Annotated in this window: 16 protein-coding genes; 8 read left to right on the top strand and 8 right to left on the bottom strand. The window is 47.3% G+C overall.

Translation table 11 applies throughout. The annotated features are described in order from the left end of the window. Positions 1–166: 166 nt before the first annotated feature. Together RIG61_02835 and RIG61_02830 are read right to left on the bottom strand one after the other, a co-directional pair. Positions 167–1,042 (bottom strand): LLM class F420-dependent oxidoreductase, encoded by an 876-nt coding sequence (locus tag RIG61_02835; protein MEQ9618092.1) that lies wholly within the window; start codon positions 1,040–1,042, stop codon positions 167–169. A 71-nt stretch (positions 1,043–1,113) separates the two neighbouring features. Beyond that, positions 1,114–1,866, bottom strand: coding sequence for a lytic transglycosylase domain-containing protein (locus RIG61_02830; GenBank protein MEQ9618091.1), 753 nt, complete (start codon positions 1,864–1,866; stop codon positions 1,114–1,116). 609 nt (positions 1,867–2,475) lie between these two features. Here RIG61_02830 and rpmH point away from each other — a divergent pair. The 6 genes from rpmH to RIG61_02800 all read left to right on the top strand — a co-directional run bounded on the left by rpmH (position 2,476) and on the right by RIG61_02800 (position 5,939). After that, positions 2,476–2,625, top strand: a complete 150-nt coding sequence (gene rpmH / locus RIG61_02825; GenBank protein MEQ9618090.1) for a 50S ribosomal protein L34 — start codon at positions 2,476–2,478, stop codon at positions 2,623–2,625. An 8-nt stretch (positions 2,626–2,633) separates the two neighbouring features. Continuing rightward, positions 2,634–2,975 carry a ribonuclease P protein component gene (gene rnpA / locus RIG61_02820; GenBank protein MEQ9618089.1) on the top strand — a complete coding sequence of 114 codons (342 nt, stop codon included), beginning with the start codon at positions 2,634–2,636 and terminating at the stop codon, positions 2,973–2,975. Further along, positions 2,972–3,196: a membrane protein insertion efficiency factor YidD gene (gene yidD / locus RIG61_02815; protein ID MEQ9618088.1), complete on the top strand. Its 225-nt coding sequence runs from the start codon at positions 2,972–2,974 to the stop codon at positions 3,194–3,196. Before rnpA ends, yidD begins: the two co-directional genes overlap by 4 nt. A gap of 12 nt (positions 3,197–3,208) precedes the next feature. After that, on the top strand, positions 3,209–4,894 hold the full coding sequence (gene yidC / locus RIG61_02810) for a membrane protein insertase YidC (GenBank protein ID MEQ9618087.1): 1,686 nt from the start codon (positions 3,209–3,211) through the stop codon (positions 4,892–4,894). Positions 4,895–4,896: 2 nt separating this feature from the next. Beyond that, positions 4,897–5,547: an RNA-binding cell elongation regulator Jag/EloR gene (jag, locus tag RIG61_02805; protein MEQ9618086.1), complete on the top strand. Its 651-nt coding sequence runs from the start codon at positions 4,897–4,899 to the stop codon at positions 5,545–5,547. 74 nt (positions 5,548–5,621) lie between these two features. Further along, a complete protein-coding gene (locus tag RIG61_02800; GenBank protein ID MEQ9618085.1) occupies positions 5,622–5,939 on the top strand; it encodes a zf-TFIIB domain-containing protein in 318 nt (105 codons plus the stop codon). Between the two features lie 14 nt (positions 5,940–5,953). On the opposite strand, the gene tadA is transcribed toward RIG61_02800, so the two are convergent. Both tadA and RIG61_02790 read right to left on the bottom strand, forming a co-directional pair. Beyond that, positions 5,954–6,412 (bottom strand): tRNA adenosine(34) deaminase TadA, encoded by a 459-nt coding sequence (gene tadA / locus RIG61_02795; protein ID MEQ9618084.1) that lies wholly within the window; start codon positions 6,410–6,412, stop codon positions 5,954–5,956. Between the two features lie 34 nt (positions 6,413–6,446). Then, a complete protein-coding gene (locus tag RIG61_02790) occupies positions 6,447–8,174 on the bottom strand; it encodes an AMP-binding protein (protein MEQ9618083.1) in 1,728 nt (575 codons plus the stop codon). A gap of 274 nt (positions 8,175–8,448) precedes the next feature. Between RIG61_02790 and RIG61_02785 the strand changes: the two genes are divergently transcribed. Next, a complete protein-coding gene (locus tag RIG61_02785; GenBank protein ID MEQ9618082.1) occupies positions 8,449–9,393 on the top strand; it encodes a calcium/sodium antiporter in 945 nt (314 codons plus the stop codon). A gap of 8 nt (positions 9,394–9,401) precedes the next feature. On the opposite strand, the gene RIG61_02780 is transcribed toward RIG61_02785, so the two are convergent. From RIG61_02780 to trpE, 3 genes are all read right to left on the bottom strand, one after another. After that, complete coding sequence (locus RIG61_02780) at positions 9,402–11,126, bottom strand: AMP-binding protein (GenBank protein ID MEQ9618081.1); 1,725 nt, start codon at positions 11,124–11,126, stop codon at positions 9,402–9,404. Between the two features lie 127 nt (positions 11,127–11,253). After that, positions 11,254–11,841, bottom strand: a complete 588-nt coding sequence (locus RIG61_02775; protein ID MEQ9618080.1) for an aminodeoxychorismate/anthranilate synthase component II — start codon at positions 11,839–11,841, stop codon at positions 11,254–11,256. A gap of 27 nt (positions 11,842–11,868) precedes the next feature. Beyond that, the gene (gene trpE, locus RIG61_02770) at positions 11,869–13,350 is read right to left on the bottom strand and encodes an anthranilate synthase component I (GenBank protein ID MEQ9618079.1); all 1,482 of its coding nucleotides are present in this window, start codon (positions 13,348–13,350) and stop codon (positions 11,869–11,871) included. Between the two features lie 175 nt (positions 13,351–13,525). Here trpE and RIG61_02765 point away from each other — a divergent pair, with 175 nt between their 5' ends. Continuing rightward, entirely contained in the window at positions 13,526–14,893 is a 1,368-nt protein-coding gene (locus RIG61_02765) for a phosphomannomutase/phosphoglucomutase (GenBank protein ID MEQ9618078.1), read from the top strand. Positions 14,894–14,902: 9 nt separating this feature from the next. Here RIG61_02765 and RIG61_02760 read toward each other — a convergent pair whose 3' ends face one another. After that, positions 14,903–15,133, bottom strand: a complete 231-nt coding sequence (locus tag RIG61_02760; GenBank protein ID MEQ9618077.1) for a hypothetical protein — start codon at positions 15,131–15,133, stop codon at positions 14,903–14,905. Positions 15,134–15,331: the final 198 nt, after the last annotated feature.

Raw genomic sequence — 15,331 nt, 5'->3', positions numbered from 1 at the left:
ATTATCCCATGAACATTGAGCCTGTGTCAACGTCGTATATGCGACATATTGTCCCCGGAAGCTACTTAATGACTTAAGTGCAGCCCCGGCTCCTCTTTTAGTATACTGGAATCTTTAGAAGGGGATCGGTTTTTGTGGCGAGTATAATATTACGGGCTTAGCGGTTTTAAATGGCGGGCCTTATCTTTGTTGAGAAAGTCTCCATTGTTTTTAAGACGTCCTTGAAGTCGCCGCTCAGTATATGAAGTATAAAGTGTGATACACTGGCTTCGATATAGTCCCTTATTCCGGTGATTATTTTCTCGGGCCCTCCCCTGAGAGTCTCTTCTTCCGGAAATCGCTTATCCTCGTTAATTTCGAGGTTTCTTCTGAGAGATACAACGAAATTATCTTTTTTCTCTTCATCGAGGAGTTTATTCAAATACCCAAGTTTTTCCTTGATCCCTTCGGGTGTGAGTCCCACAGGCTGCCATCCGTCCCCGTACCTCGCTGCACGCTCAATCGCCCTCTCGCTCCCGCCCCCTATCCAGATCGGCGGGTGCGGCTCCTGGAGCGGTTTGGGTAAAAATTTTATATCCGAGAACGAAATATAGTTCCCCTTATAGACGGGGCTGTCCCTTGTCCAGAGTTCTTTCAGGACTTCGATATACTCATCGGTGGTAGCGCCGCGTTTTTCAAAAGGGATACCGAGCGCGTCGAATTCATCCCTCATCCAGCCTGTTCCCGCCCCCACTATGATTCTCCCCCCGGAAAGCGTGTCAAGAGTGGATATCATCTTTGCGAGCACGACGGGGTTTCTGTAGGGAAGTATTAAAACGCTCGTGCCGAGGGATATATTCTTTGTTTTCGCGGCAACGAAACCGAGCGTGGTTATGGGGTCCAAGAAAACGTGGCCGAAGCCTTCGTGGGAATCGGGTATTACGATATGATCGCTCACCCAGAGTGAATCGTATCCCAGGTCCTCGGCTAAAACGGCAGTTTTAAGGATATTTTCCCTTGAGGCGTACTTCCCGAAATTTGGAAGAGAAATGCCGAATTTCATCCTGGAATTATAACTAACTATCGGTGTTGATGCGCTCCGAAAAGCTGTGCGGTTTTCGGTATGACTCAAAATTAACTATTCTTGGCAAGCAATATGCTTTCTTTCTCAAGGTAATTTTTAAAGCTGAGCACCTTTTTCACATATCCGAACGTTTTCCTGTTGGCGCTGAGCGCCTTCTCGAAATTTGACGGACCGTAATTGTAGGCCGCAAGCGCGTTCTCGGTATTGTCGTAGCGTTCCGCAAGGAAAGACAGGTACCGTATGCCCAGTTTTACATTTACCAGCGGGTCGTATAATGATTTCCTCCCGTTATACGAAATCCCGTTCTCCTTTGCTACGTATTCTCCTGTTGTCGGCATTACCTGCATGAGTCCGATAGCCCCTCGGTTTGATACGGCGCGGGGCGCGAATTCGCTCTCGACTTGTATGACCGCAAGTATGAGATAGGGGTCGAGATCCTTGTAATTATCACATTCCTCGACGATCAGTTTAGAGAGCTTTCTGGCGTTGGCCGATGTAATTTTATCTGAAAACCTGAGTATGAATAAAAATACCTCGGCTTCTTCAGGTGTCATATCCTCTATATCCGCTTCATCCGCTTCGTTATTCTCCGCGATTATCACTTCATGCGGTTTAAGAGAATTGGAATGTTCCGGTCTATGAGGCTCGGCGAGTAGCCCTGCATAAGCGGGTTTTTCTTCCATTACAGGATTTTTTGATTTAACAAAGAAAAAGATCGAGAAAAAAAAGAACAAGGAAAAGAGAGACAATTTAACAAAACCCAGGAGGGTAAGCATAACAAAATCATAAGCTGTTTTGATCATATTCGTTACTCCATTCGAATGTATGGGGAAACTAAGCTCGGCTGAGGATATTAGATTAGTTTATTTATGTTCTTTAGACTTGGGGGTGTTATCCGACCTCTTGAAGTTATAACTATTCTTATTTACCGATTTGAACCGCTCAAAATCAGATATGTAATTTTCTTTTACAAGTTTTACGATTTTCGCCGGTTCGTCGGTATGATCGTTTACAGTATATTCTAAAAGTTGTTTTTTTCCACCCACTTTAATTATTCCCGTAATACTTCCAAATATCTATTGATTTTGAGCTCTTCGGGTAATACTATAAGTGGTGAGAGAATCTTGTCAAGGGGTGTTGTTCGCAAACGCAATATGCGCGATGCCCCTATTGACAGAGTAAAACTCATTGTAACACTTATTACTTTCCGCAATAGCTTACAAATTAATCTCTGTGTAAACGTTATGTACAGGATTGCTTCTATCTCTGTATTTTCTATTTTTACTGATTTAAATGCCAGGTAAGCGGGGAAGCGTTTTCCAGTCGCGCTCGGCGTCCTAAAAGAGCGCGGAGACTTTCGGGACGGCCTTCTTGACCGTCAAATCTTTTCGTGTTAGTTTTTAGGGCGAATTATGAAAAGAACATTTCAACCTCACGTTAAAAAAAGATTACGGGTACACGGGTTCCGCGAGAGAATGAGCACCAAGGGCGGAAGACGGACGTTGAAGAGGCGAATAGCAAAAGGCAGGCACAGTCTCACGGTGCAGCGCTGGAAGAAATGAGCTTTGTTGTGAGTTCTTCTTTCCCAAAAGAATTAAAAATCCGAAAGAGCTCTGAATACGAAAAGATATTTGGGAAGAGCAAGAAGCTCCATACAGAGCATTTTAATATTATGTACATGCCCAACACTTTGGGATACTCCAGAGCCGGTTTTGTGGTTGCCAAAAAGAACGTGCCTGGTGCAGTAGGGCGAAATCGTGTCAAGAGGGTACTTAGAGAGGTTTTCAGACAAAACAAATCCCTTTTTGATTCCCTGGATGTATTGTTTGTGGCGAAGAAGGGCAGCGAAACGCTTGATTACTGTCTGGCAAAGAAAGAGATCGAAGAAATAATCAGGTCTGAATTGTCATGATATCAAGTTCTTTAGTATACCTTGCTGCTTTATTAATAAAGGCCTATAAATATTTGATTTCCCCTATTTTGCCGTCTTCTTGCAGATTCTATCCCAGCTGTTCGGAGTATGCGCTGGACGCTTTAAAAAAATACGGATTCGTTAAGGGTCTATGGCTCGCGGTGAAAAGAATCGCAAGGTGCCACCCGCTCAGTTCCGGCGGATATGATCCGGTGCGTTAAAAGGTCGAGGGGATGTCGAACAACAAGTTAAATTACATTATTTTCCTGGTACTATCGTTTGCTATAATTTTCGGTTATACATACTTTTTTTCAAAACCTGCCAATCAGCAGCAAAAGCAAAACGGGCGGCAGGCGGCGGAGCAGTCCACACCGGCCCCGGCAACAACCTCTCCCGCCTTCACAAATGATTTTAATGAAAGCCCGGCCTCGAATAACAACACCATTCATTCTTCTCCCGAAGGTGAACTAGTAAGTATAGACACCCCTCTTTACCACGGAGTTCTGGATACGGCGGGCGGAAGGATATTTAAATGGGAGCTTAAAAAATATAAACAGAACACGAACGGCTCGGCTCCGATCAATCTATTCTTTGATTCACCTCCCGGTTTCAGCACATTACTAAGACTCCAGGGGTACGAGGTTCCCGAGCTGATTCCCTTTAAGTACAGTGGGGATAGAAATGTTAGTGTAGAAGACGGCAGCAAGGAGCTTGTATTTGAATGGAGTTCTCCCGGGGGAATAACAGTAAAGAAGTTCTACGAGATCGATTCTTCAAACTACGTTTTAAAGCAGAGGTTTGAAGTCACCAATCCGGGCGACACGCCCGTTCAGGAAAAACTCGATATCAGATGGTACGGCAAAGTCGAGCAGCATGGAAGGGGCGGAAACACAAAGAGCTTCATTACCCTTGTCTCAAGTGATGTGGAAAGAGTGGAGAAGCAGCCTGATGAAACTCGCAATTACAGGGGTGTAATAGAATGGTTCGGATACTCTGAAAAATATTTCATGTCCACTTTTCTTCCGGAAACAGGAGCGGAGACAACGATCAGCCTTAGCCCTCTCGATCAGGAGGGGCTCGTCAGGGCTCTATATAGTTATCCCGCAGATACCATACCCGCGGGGAAAACCTCTATAAAGAACTGGGAGGTTTATCTAGGCCCTCTCGAATCCGAAGATGTCAATGTGGCCGGCTACAATCTGGAGGAGGCAATCAATTACGGGTGGGTCGGGTTTTTGGCAAGGCCGCTTCTGGAATTTCTGAAATGGCTAAACGAATTTTTTCATAATTACGGCATATCCATCATCGTGATAACGGTTCTCATCAGGCTGGTTTTCCTTCCTCTTACAATCAGAAGCATGGTTTCCATGAAACAGATGCAGGTAAAGATGGAAAAAGTAAAGCCCAAGATGGAAGCGCTGAAAGAGAAATACAAAGACGATAAGGCAAAGCAGAATTCAGAGCTTATGAAACTGTACAGCAGTCACGGTATAAACCCCTTAAGCAGTCTGGGCGGCTGCTTTCCGCTTCTGTTGCAGCTTCCCGTTTTCGTTGCCCTTTACGATGTACTGTTGCATTCGATAGAACTCAGGCACAGCTCTTTTTTATGGATAAACGACCTATCGGAGCCTGAGACGCTGTTTGATATTCCGGGCATCGGCATTCCATTTAGAATACTGCCGCTACTTATGGGCGTTTCGTGGTTTATTTCTCAGAAGATGACCCCTATGACGCCTGCCGCCGGCGGTGAAAATATGCAGCTGCAGATGAAACTGATGCAATTTATGCCTATAATCTTTACTGTGATGTTTTGGGGATTGCCATCGGGTTTAATACTCTACTGGACTGTGAGTAATATACTTTCGATTGGTCAGCAAATCTATGTAAACCGTCGTGTTATTGCTCCAAAAGGAGGATAATCATGGGATTAGCAATAGAAAAAGAAGGGAAAACGGTTTCCGAAGCCACCATAAGCGCGTGTGAGGAATTAGGGGTAGCCAGAAGTGAAATTGATGTCGAGGTTCTGGAGGAGGGTTCCAAAGGTGTTTTGGGAATAGGGGGTAGAAAGGCAAAAGTCAGGGTTACTGTAAAGAATGAAAACCTGAGCGAAAAAGGGCTCAGGTCGAAAAAAGCGCTCGAAGATATTCTGGAATATTTAGTGCCGACTTATTCAGTCAGCATCAGAGAAAATCCTGATAAGATCAAACTCGATATCAGGGATACGAATGATAAGGGTCTCCTCATAGGGAAAAGGGGCGACATGATAAAAGCGCTCGAATACGTTGTCGGCAAGATTGCGGCTCGGTCGTGCAGTGACGGTAGGGAAAAAAGGGTGTCGATAGATGTGGACGGTTATAAAAGAAGGAGAGACGATAAGGTCACCAGGCTTGTTAAGGAAACGGCCAAGAAGGTACGAAAGATGAAAAAGCCCGTATCGCTAGAGCCTATGTCCGCTTCGGAACGGAGAATAGCGTACATCGCGCTAAAAAGAGAACGCGGCGTAAGCTATGAGACCAAAATGGATAAGGATCAAAAAAGAATTATTATAACTCCCGTAACTAAAGGGCAGTAAATTCGGGATTCAAGATTGATATTTAGCGGTTTTAGAGTCGTCACAGGAAAAGAATCTTTACCGGGAGGACATAAATGAGCAAGGATAAGCCTACTAAAACAGAAGACGAATATTTCGTCAGGGAAGAGGCGGAAAAAGCCAAAAGACTGAAAGAAAAGGTAAGCCAAGAGGCCGCTCTTGAGGAAAGGGAGAGGATTAAAGGGATATGCTATATGAAATGCCCCAAATGCGGCGGGGATCTAAATGAGGTTGTCTTCAGGGGTATAAGCATCGACCGGTGCAGCGTGTGCAGCGGTGTGTGGCTCGATAACGGGGAGCTTGAAAAATTGGCCGGAGAAGAGGATAAAAGCGTAATCGGGGATATCATAGGTTTATTCGCTGGAAAGAAATAAACACCGGGAATTTATTACCTGAGAGATTTAAAAAAATCCTTAAGAAGGTTTGAGCAGTCGCTCATAGAGACGCCTTCGGTATATTCAATCTTATGATTTAATTTACCGTCGCTGCCTATTTTGTACACGGAGACAACCGCGCCCGCCTTCGGGTCCCTCGTTCCGAATACAAGGCGGCTTGTCCTGGCGAGCACTATAGCCCCTATGCACATTACGCAGGGCTCGACTGTCACGTAGATTGTGGTTCCGTCGAGCCGCCAGCTGCCGAGCTTTTCTCCAGCCTTCTTTATCGCGATTATTTCAGCATGCGCGGTGGGATCGTTGGTGCTCTCCCGCAAATTATGCGCTCGGGAGACTACTCTTTGAGACTTGTCTACTATGACGGCGCCGATAGGAACTTCACCGATACGCCCGGCTATCTCGGCTTGTTCGATAGCCAGGCGCATGTATTTTTCGTCATCGGCGTGTGTCATCAAATAAAGATGCCGGTCCGGAGATTAAAAACTGTTACTTCCTAGCGCTGAACTTGATCCCGGCTTTGTTTCTATCCCATGTCTTATCGGTAATCTCTTTTATCTCCGCAACCTTGATTTTCTGTGTGGCGGTTACAGGGAATCCGTCTTCGTAGACCTCAATGAACCTAGGAACCATAGCTACCATGACCTTTTCGGCCATCCACTTACTGAACTCCACAGGATCGAATTCTGCTCCCTGTTTCAAGGTAACGTTCAGTTTTATTTCGTCATCCGAGACATTGGGGAGCCTTATACCGACAGCCACAGCTTCCTGTATGGCTTCATATTGCATCGCCACGTCCTGTACAGCTATGGGGTCAACGTTTTCCCCGGACACCCTTATTCTGCTGAACCTTCCGACAAAGTAATATCTGCCGTCTATTCCGCGCGCGAAAAGGTCGTCGGAATTGAAGAATCCGTCGTCGTCAAAGGCCTCTCTCGTTCTCCTCTCGTCCTTGAAGTATTCGTTAAGAGTCGTATGCGGTACAAGAGGTTTGATATATACCAGACCTTTTGCCTCTTCAGGCGGTGTGGGGTCTTCATACGGATCCCAGAACGGCCTCAGCACCTTGCTCTGGTCCTGAGGGTCCCTCAATTCCACATAGTAACCCTCCATCGGGAAACCGGACGATCCCGGACGGTGATCCTCCGGGTCTTTCCAGAGCACCATTCCCATCTCGGTCGAGCCGTACCCGTCTATAACCCTCACTCCGAATCTCTCCTGAAACTCCTGCAGGTTTCTCGGCGCAGGCGAGCCCAGCATTATTCTGATCTTGTGCTTTTTGTCCCAATCACCGGGTTCCGCCGCCCAGAGATACTCGGCTACGGCTCCCAGCATGTTAACACAGGTCGCGTCGCACCCGGCGGCCCATTTCCAGAAGCTCGACGCCGAGAATCTGGGGAAAAACACCGCCGTCGCACCCGCTCCCATTGCGCTGAATAGACACATAACCTGAGCGTTCGCATGCCCCAGGGAAAGTATACTCATCAATACGTCCTCGCTTCTTACCCCTTGCTGCTGGAGATATGAACGCACGGTCATAACGACTCCTCCGTGGTCTCTCGCCACACCCTTGGGCATTCCGGTGGTACCGGACGTAAACATGCATCTCTCCATATCGTCGGTTGACACGTCGACTCCGGGATTCGCATTTGAAAAGTTATCGAAGGTTGAGAATGGGAGAGTTTTTATACCCCCGATATCAGCCGGGACGCTTCCGGGATCACCTGTCATGAATATCACCTTAAGCTCTTTTAAATCCTTGGCGATCTCCTCAAGAAAAGGCACACTGCCCGGGTCCACAACGAGCGCGACCGTTTCAGAATAGTTGATCACGTATGCCAGCCTTTCACCTTTTTCGTCCTTATTGATAGGGACCTGCACGGCTCCTATTTTGTGGATGGCAATGATCGAGGCAACGTATTCCGAGCAATTCAGCATGTACATACCTACTTTATCGCCCTTCTTGATGCCGAATTCGTCTTTTAATCCGTTTGCTACCCTGTTTGCCCATTCGTTGGTTTCCTTGTACGAATAGCTTTCAACTATTTCCCCATCACCATTTCCCACTCTGAACATGGTTTTGTCGGGGAATTGTTCCGCCCCCATCTCAAGGCACTTTGTAATAGGCTGCCATTCTGTTGTGTCCTCAAATGTCCCGAACGGAAGATTTCCATCACCCAGGTATTTTGCGTCGCGAGGTTTAAATAATAAACGCATAAAAGCCTCCTTAGAGTTTTAATAGGTTTTTAGCAGTATAAAAGATTCAATTTATTACAATAAAATTGTAGAATAAATTTGTCAACCTCATAATCCTATGGGGAGTAGTAGGGATCAAAGATAATAAAGGATTTTATCTGTATTTTAGGATAATCTGTTTAAAAATCGGTACTGGTCTAAATCTCTGAAAATATAAGAATGTATTTGAGTAGCGCGGGTATTAGGTTATCATTCTAAGCTGCTTTCTTATCCTGAAACATCTCAAGGATTCATATTGAATATAACAACCGACGTCACTTTATTCATAGTGGGACTGGTGGCCCTTTTTCTGGGGGGCGAGGGTTTGGTGAGGGGAGCGTCTCGTCTGGCGCGCATCCTCGGGATTAATCCTGTCGTCATAGGGCTTACTATTGTCGCGTTCGGCACCTCCGCTCCCGAGTTCGTTGTGTGTCTGATAGCCGCCTTAAAGGGGTCGAGCGATATAGTGCTGGGCAATATAGTGGGAAGCAACATTTCGAATATAGGTCTTATCCTGGGGTTAGCGGCATTAATAAGCCCTTTATTAATTCAGATTAAGCTGGTAAAGGTCGAGGTTCCGGTGATGATCGTCATTTCTCTCGTGTTTTACGGGATGGCGTGGAGTCTCGGAATCGGACGAATCGGAGGAGCGGCCCTTTTTATCACATTGATAGGCTTCGGCGTTTATAGTTATTACGATGCCACTAGGGAACCATACAAGGTAGAGCGTGAGTATGAAGAGTTTCTGGGGGCAAAAAACGGCATAGGGAAACAGGTGCTTTTTTTGATTATCGGATTGGCGGGGCTCGTCATAGGCGCCCGTTTTGTTGTAGACTCCGCAATTTCAATGGCGAGGGTATTCGGGGTGAGCGAACTAATGATCAGCATAACCGCTGTCGCAATAGGGACATCCCTCCCCGAACTTTCTACATCCATCGTTGCCGCTCTGAAGAAGGAGCATGATATCGTGGTCGGCAATATCATAGGCAGCAATATATTCAACATGGGAATACTTGGACTTGTGTCGGTTATACATCCGATAAGCGTAAGTCCCGGGCTCTTAAAATTCGAGTTCCCGGTAATGATATTTATGACGATACTGGTCTTCCCTATTATGAGAACAGGGCATAGAGTAAGCAGGATCGAGGGGGCGTTGCTTCTGATATTTTACTCGGCCTTTATTTTTATGCTGTTCAGATAGCTCACAGTTCATCGCGCGCGGAATTTGAGGCCGGTTTTATTCCTGTCCCAGGTTTTTTCCGTTATTTCTTTAATTTCGGCGACCCTGATTTTTTGCGTCGCAGTTACCGGGAATCCGTCCTCGTAGACCTCGATGAATCTAGGAACCATGAAAACAGGGGCTCTTTCGGCCATCCATTTGGAGAATTCCACAGGATCGAATTCCGCTCCCTTTTTAAGCGTTACATTGAGCTTGATTTCGTCGTCCGATACGTCGGGCAGTCTGATACCGACAGCAATCGCCTCCTGTATCGGCTCGTACTGGTTTGCGACATCCTGTACTGCGATAGGGTCAACGTTTTCGCCCGAGACGCGTATTCTGCTGAATCTGCCCTGAAAGTAATACCTGCCGTCAATTCCCCTGGCGAACAGGTCATCCGAATTGAAAAAACCGTCGTCATCAAAGGCTTCCCTGGTGCGCCTTTCATCCTTGAAGTACTCGTTTAACGTGGTATGCGGTATAAAGGGTTTTATAAATAGAAGACCTTTGGTTTCATCGGGCGGCTTCGGATGTTCCTCCGGGTCCCAGAACGGACGCAAGACTTTGCTCGTGTCTTCCGGGTCTCTCAGCTCCACGTAATACCCTTCCATAGGATAGCCGGACGAGCCGGGACGCGTGTCTTCGGGGTCTTTCCAGAGCACCATTCCCATTTCGGTCGAGCCGTATCCGTCTATGGTGCGTGTGTTGAAACGCTCCTGGAACTCATTTAAGTTTCGCGGCGCGGGCCCTGACAGCACCATCCTTATTTTATGCTTCTTGTCCCACTCCGTGGGCTCCGCAGCCCATAGGTACTCGGCAACCGCTCCGAGCATATTAATGCATGTGGCCCCGCACTCGGCCGCCCACTTCCAGAAATTCGATGCCGAAAAACGGGGATAGAAAACCGCAGTAGCTCCGGCGCCTATCGCGGTGAAGAGACACATCACCTGAGCGTTGGCATGGCCCAGGGTTAAAACACTCATCAATACGTCTTCACTCCTTACCCCTTGTTGCTGGAGGTATCCCCGTACTGTGAGTACGACCCCGCCGTGGTTTCTGGAAACGCCTTTGGGCATGCCGGTAGTGCCAGAGGTGAACATACACCGCTCGACGTCGGATGTTTTTATGTCCACACCCGGATTCTCGTCGGAAAATTGACTAAATGTGTTGAAAGGCAATACCTCAATGCCGGCAGTCTCTTCCGGAAGGTCCTTACCGTCTCCTGTTACGAATATGTTCTTCAGGTGGTTCAGATCGCCTGCGATCTGCTCGACTATCGGGAGGCTCTCCTTATCGACCACTAACGATTTCATCTCGGAGTAATTGATTATGTATCCGAGCCTTTCCCCTTTTTCGTCCTTATTTATGGGTACCTGCACAGCGCCCGCCTTGTGTATTGCGATAATAGATACGATATACTCGGAGGAATTAAGCATGTATATGCCTACTCTATCGCCTTTGATAATTTGGTAATCATTTATCAGTCCGTTGGCAACCTGATTGGCCCGGTTGTTTGTCTCTTTATAGGTATAGTCTTCAACCAGATTTCCGTCCCTGTCGGCTACCCTGAACATAGTTTTGTCCGGGAACATTTCGGCGCCTTTTTCAAGGTACCTGGTTATAGGCTTCCATTTGCCAGTGTCGTCGAAAGTGCCGAACGGGAGGGTCCCCTCCCCGATATATTTTTTATCACGCGGCTTGAATAATAAAAGCATAAATTCCCACCCCTTGCTTTAACTCGAATGAATTTAGGAATATAGGGTGCCAAGATTATTTGTCAACCCGGACTTCGGTGTTGAGGCTTGATTATTGCGTCATAACCTATCCGTCTGGATTAATAATTTACCCTTGTTGCTTCTTCTCTCCGGCAATCGAAATAAAATTGCGGAGTATATCTTTTCCGTGCTTCGTGAGTATGGATTCGGGATGGAACTGCACCCCTTCGAGCAGGTGCTCCTTGTGCCTTAGTCCCATAATTTCTCCCTCCTCGGTCCATGCGGAAATTTCAAATGTCTCTGGTATGGTGTCTTTACCGACCAGAAGGGAGTGGTATCTTGTGGCTTCAAACGGATCGGGTATATCTCTGAATATCCCCTTGCCGTCATGGTGTATTTGAGAGGTTTTCCCGTGAAGGAGTCTCCCGGCGCGTATAATTTCCGCCCCGTAAGCATAGGCGATAGACTGATGACCGAGGCAGACTCCGAGAATGGGCAGGCGACCCGCGAATTCCCTTATCACATCAACCGAAATACCGGCCTCTTTAGGCGTGCACGGTCCGGGAGAGATGACTATCATATCGGGATTAAGCTCGCCCACTTCCTCAAGGCTTATTTTGTCGTTACGGTTCACCGTCACTTCTTCGCCCAGCTCGGCCAGGTAGTGAACGAGGTTGTAGGTAAATGAATCGTAATTGTCTATCATTAATATCATCTTTTATCTCCGAAAATCCTTCCGGTATCACAAGCCCGTCTTTGCCGCTTCGACCGCCTTTACGAGGGCTTTCACCTTGTTGACGGTTTCCTGATATTCCCTTTCCGGGTCCGAGTCCGCTACTATGCCCGCGCCCGCCTGTATAAAGATTACACCATCCTTTATTACGAAGGTTCTTATTGTTATACAAGTGTCCATGTTGCCTGAAAAACTGAAATAACCGACGGCCCCTCCGTAAGCCCCCCGTCTGCTCGGCTCGAGTTCCTCTATTATCTCCATTGCCCTTACCTTGGGAGCGCCTGATAGAGTACCTGCGGGAAAAGTAGCTTTAATCACATCGAAGGCGTCCTTGTCCGGACGGAGCCTGGACACGACGTTGGAGACGATATGTATAACGTGGGAATATCTCTCAATCGTCATGAGCTCATCCACTTCGACACTTCCCGTTATCGATATTCTCCCCAGATCGTTTCTCGCAAGATCGACGAGCATGATGTGCTCCGCCCGTTCTTTAGGGTCTGCAAGAAGCTCTTTCTCAAGTTTCCTGTCTTCGGTCTCCGTTCCGCCCCTCGGCCTGGTTCCGGCAATCGGGCGGCTTACGACCTCGTCGTCCTCCACCCGTACCATGACCTCGGGTGAGGAGCCTACGAGCGTTTCAGTGTCCGTTTTCAGGTAGAACATATAAGGAGAGGGGTTCAGCACCCTGAGCGCTCTGTAGAGGTCGAACTGATCGACATCGAGCCCGGTCTTCCAGCGCTGCGAAATAACGGCCTGGATTATGTCCCCCGCTTTGATATATTCCTTGGTCTTCTTAACCGCCTCTCTGAAGTCCTCTGGTGTGAAATTGGATTCAAGCTCCGTCGTGTTAATTTTCTTTGAATTTTCGTTCTCTTTCCGGTAGGGGGAAACCGCCGTTCGCAGTTTCGTAATAATGTTCTCTATCTTTTCTACCGCGTAGCCGTAGGCTTCCTCGGCCCTTTCGGGGTGTGAGACATAAGCGTTGTAAATAATCTTGATTTTGTGGTTGACGTTATCGAATACGAGCACCGAGTCGGTAATCATAAAAAGAGAATCCCAGAGCTTGAGCTCATCTTCATTTTCGTCGGGCAGGTCTTCTACGAACCTTACTATATCGTAGCCGAAATATCCTACGGCGCCTCCGTGAAATCTCGGCAGCTCATCGGTCGTAACGGGCTTATACCTCGAGAGAAGCTCTCTCATGCAATCAAACGGGTCTCCCTTCCTATTCGTTAATTTCCCGTCCTCGATTATTTCAATATCGGTACCCTTCGACCTGAATATGATGGACGGCTCGGTTCCGAGGAAGCTGTATCTTCCCCATTTCTCTCCTCCCTCCACACTTTCGAGAAGAAAGGCGTAATCCCCTGTCTCGATCTTCCTGAAGGCCGATACAGGGGTATCGAAATCCGCTAAAACCTCTTTCCAGACAGGGATAAGATTCCCCTTTTTTAACTTCTTTTTAAACTCACCGAGGGAAGGGAAAATCATGGCAAGAAAGAATAAAAGCCGTAAAATTAAAGTCAAGCTTGTCCTTTAAGAGATACGCCGATAGTGTATTCTCTATATCGGAATTTTCTCAAGATACATTCGGAGCTTTGATATTCCGTCAGGACCGGGCTAATTGGCAAGCCCTCAATTTATAAAATGATCGGAGGTTAAACTGATGCCGCATATAAATTCGCAGATTTTCAGGGAATACGATATAAGGGGGATAGTGGACGAAGACCTGAACGAGGACGTGCTGGAAAGGATAGGCAGGGCCTACGGCACTTATATAAAAAATTACGGCGCAAGCACTGTGTCCGTAGGCAGAGACTGCAGGCTGAGCTCGCCCGAATACGCTAAGGCAATGACAAGGGGCATCAATTCGACCGGAATAAACGTGATAGACATTGGCATGGTAAGCACACCCATGCTGTACTTCTCACTCTACAACTTGGATGTCGGCGGAGGGGTAATGATCACGGCAAGCCATAATCCCGGTGAGTACAACGGGATAAAGCTCTCCCGCGGCAGGGACTCGGTGTTCGGTAAAGAGATACAGAAGATAAGGGAGATTGCCGAAAGGGGAGAATTCGCTTCAGGCTCGGGCTCATACAGTGATACGAGTGTCGAGGAGAAATACGTCGAATTTTTGAAGGAGAATCTGGATATCAAACCCGGGATAAGGGTAGGAGTGGATTACGGAAACGGCATGGTGGGTATTATCGGGCCGAGAGTGTTCAGGGAGTTCGGATGTGAATTGACCGAGCTTTATGTGAAGCCCGACGGCACGTTTCCAAACCATCACCCTGACCCGACAGTAGTGGAAAACCTGAATGAGTTAATAAGGACCGTGAAAGATAACGAGCTTGAGCTCGGAATCGGTTTTGACGGCGACGGTGACAGGATAGGAGTCGTCGATGAGAAGGGCCGGATAATATGGGGCGACATGCTGGTGCTGATTTACGCGATGGACGTGATTTCGCGAATTCCCGGTGCGAAAATAATAGGAGACGTCAAGTGTTCCAACCGGCTTTTTAACTCTATCAACGAGGCGGGCGGGGAGTCGATAATGTGGAAAACCGGGCATTCCCTGATCAAGGATAAAATGAAAGTAGAGAACGCCTCTCTTGCCGGGGAGATGAGCGGACATATATTCTTTGCAGATAAATTCTTCGGCTACGATGACGCGCTTTATGCCGCGCTTCGCCTGCTGGAAATTATTTCAAAGACCGGAAAAAGCGTATCAGAGCTTTTGGAAGATGTACCCCCGGCAGTCTCAACCCCGGAAATTCGGGTCGATTGCCCTGAATCTATAAAGTTCGAGGTGGTTGAGAAGGTTAAAGAGGAGCTGATGAAGGATCATAAGGTGGTGGATACAGACGGTGTGAGAATAGAATTTCCGGACGGGTGGGGTCTAATCAGGGCTTCCAACACTCAGCCGGCTCTCGTTCTCAGGTTCGAGGCGCAGACAGAGGGACGTCTCAAGGAAATACGTAATATTATCGAGAATGAGCTGAGAACGGCTATGAATGAATTATCCGCCTGATTGCGGTGTTCATATCATATTGTCACTTATATCGTCAGGGTTGTTTTCGTGGTTTTTAAGTGAAAAGTATATACGCTCGAATTCCGGCCGGGGTATTACACCTTCCTTGAACAGGGCACCGACAAGTGTCCAGGTGAAGCTCTTTTCGTCTATCTCGATTCCTTTTTTCCTCAGGATTACCAATATGGCGTCCACGGCCTCCTGAGCGGAGTACTCTCCATACTCCTTCCTGAACTTCATCGTCCGTGCCTCCTTTAAAACACTAACCCTCGCAAGAGCTTACCCTGACACCCCTTGCTTTATATAACTTTCTCGTAATTATGTCAAGTGGTTAATCGGTTTCCGGTTCTTCGAGTTATACCCAGGGCGGCAATTTTTTTGCTCTCTTTATGCCTGTATAAGTTTATATAGTTATTGCTGGATTTGTAATTCGAGCCG

It is taken from the genome of Deltaproteobacteria bacterium (assembly GCA_040223695.1).
GTDB lineage: Bacteria > Desulfobacterota_D > UBA1144 > Nemesobacterales > UBA2774 > JAVKFU01.
Note: the sequence above shows the minus strand (reverse complement) of the source record. Positions and strands in the feature narration are given on the sequence as shown.

Excerpts from the sequence above, each read along its gene's own strand:
- RIG61_02800 (MEQ9618085.1), top strand. The coding sequence starts at position 5,622 with ATGAGCAAGGATAAGCCTACTAAAACAGAAGACGAATATTTCGTCAGG.
- tadA (MEQ9618084.1), bottom strand. The coding sequence starts at position 6,412 with ATGACACACGCCGATGACGAAAAATACATGCGCCTGGCTATCGAACAA.
- RIG61_02780 (MEQ9618081.1), bottom strand. The coding sequence starts at position 11,126 with ATGCTTTTATTATTCAAGCCGCGTGATAAAAAATATATCGGGGAGGGG.
- yidC (MEQ9618087.1), top strand. The coding sequence starts at position 3,209 with ATGTCGAACAACAAGTTAAATTACATTATTTTCCTGGTACTATCGTTT.
- RIG61_02835 (MEQ9618092.1), bottom strand. The coding sequence starts at position 1,042 with ATGAAATTCGGCATTTCTCTTCCAAATTTCGGGAAGTACGCCTCAAGG.
- RIG61_02830 (MEQ9618091.1), bottom strand. The coding sequence starts at position 1,866 with ATGATCAAAACAGCTTATGATTTTGTTATGCTTACCCTCCTGGGTTTT.
- RIG61_02760 (MEQ9618077.1), bottom strand. The coding sequence starts at position 15,133 with ATGAAGTTCAGGAAGGAGTATGGAGAGTACTCCGCTCAGGAGGCCGTG.
- RIG61_02790 (MEQ9618083.1), bottom strand. The coding sequence starts at position 8,174 with ATGCGTTTATTATTTAAACCTCGCGACGCAAAATACCTGGGTGATGGA.
- trpE (MEQ9618079.1), bottom strand. The coding sequence starts at position 13,350 with ATGATTTTCCCTTCCCTCGGTGAGTTTAAAAAGAAGTTAAAAAAGGGG.
- rpmH (MEQ9618090.1), top strand. The coding sequence starts at position 2,476 with ATGAAAAGAACATTTCAACCTCACGTTAAAAAAAGATTACGGGTACAC.
- yidD (MEQ9618088.1), top strand. The coding sequence starts at position 2,972 with ATGATATCAAGTTCTTTAGTATACCTTGCTGCTTTATTAATAAAGGCC.
- jag (MEQ9618086.1), top strand. The coding sequence starts at position 4,897 with ATGGGATTAGCAATAGAAAAAGAAGGGAAAACGGTTTCCGAAGCCACC.
- RIG61_02775 (MEQ9618080.1), bottom strand. The coding sequence starts at position 11,841 with ATGATATTAATGATAGACAATTACGATTCATTTACCTACAACCTCGTT.
- RIG61_02765 (MEQ9618078.1), top strand. The coding sequence starts at position 13,526 with ATGCCGCATATAAATTCGCAGATTTTCAGGGAATACGATATAAGGGGG.